This is a genomic window from Mesorhizobium abyssinicae (assembly GCF_049887195.1).
GTDB lineage: Bacteria > Pseudomonadota > Alphaproteobacteria > Rhizobiales > Rhizobiaceae > Mesorhizobium > Mesorhizobium abyssinicae.
Window position 1 is genome coordinate 1 of record NZ_JARAKC010000098.1, and the last position, 998, is coordinate 998.

A 998-nucleotide genomic window follows, 5' to 3' on the forward strand; every position below is an offset into this window, starting at 1 on the left:
ACGGGGAGAGCGACTGTCTTGGCTGTCAAGCTGTTTGCCATGGTTTTTGGTCGCGGATGATGGCGTTGAGAATGGTCAGCAGCTTTCGCATGACGGCCACGACGGCGACGATCTTCGGCTTGCCGACCTCGACGAGGCGGTCGCGAAAGGCCTTGAGGACCGGATTGTGGCGTATGGCGACGAGGGCAGCCATGAAGAGGACGGCGCGCACGCGGCTCCTGCCGCCGCCGATGAAGCTCTTGCCACGCCATCTGCCAGACTGCCTCGTCCATGGTGCGAGACCTGCGAGCGCTGCGATCTGGCGCCGGCCGAGGCTGCCCAACTCCGGCATCTCGGCGATCATGGTGCGGGCAACGGTGGGACCGATGCCTGGTACGGAGGACAGCAGTTTTTCCCGGACCCGCCAGAGCGGCGACTTGCGGATATGATCGTCCAGGTCGGCATCGAGGCTTTCCAACTCACGCCTGAGCGCGGCGAGCAGGCGCTTGATGCTCTTTTGCGCCTGTCTTGCGTTGACCGTGCGGGCGCGGTTCTCTTCGGCCACGATCATCTGCACGATCTGACGCCGGCGCGTGACGAGATCGGCCAACGTCCTGGTCTCGGCATCGCGCAGCGGCCGCAGTTCCGGCTTGGTCGCAGCTATGAAGGCTGCGATGACGGCAGCGTCGATCGGATCGGTCTTGGCCCGCTTGCCGAGCGCATTGGCAAAGGCCCGGACCTGCGCTGGATTGACCACGACAACCGAAAGGCCGGCGCTCGCCAAAGTGGCGACCGCCAGCTGCTCGTAGCCTCCCGTAGCCTCCAATCCGATTGCCGTCGGAGAAAAGGCTGCAAGACGTCGAGCCAGATCCTCCATCCCGGCGTGGTCGTTACCAACCGAAAACGCTTCACCGGACGGCAAAACATGCACATCCAGCCGATCCTTCGAAACGTCGATGCCAACAACGATTTCCATCCTATCCCATCCTTGCCTAATCGGGCTTCGCTTGCGGCCCAGG

At 63.4% G+C, this 998-nt stretch carries 1 protein-coding gene; it reads right to left on the bottom strand.

Features of this window, described 5'->3' with window-relative positions:
- Positions 1-25 precede the first annotated feature (25 nt).
- Complete coding sequence (locus tag PU724_RS33790; RefSeq protein ID WP_426213832.1) at positions 26-955, bottom strand: IS110 family RNA-guided transposase; 930 nt, start codon at positions 953-955, stop codon at positions 26-28.
- Positions 956-998 lie beyond the last annotated feature (43 nt).

Excerpts from the sequence above, each read along its gene's own strand:
- PU724_RS33790 (WP_426213832.1), bottom strand. The coding sequence starts at position 955 with ATGGAAATCGTTGTTGGCATCGACGTTTCGAAGGATCGGCTGGATGTG.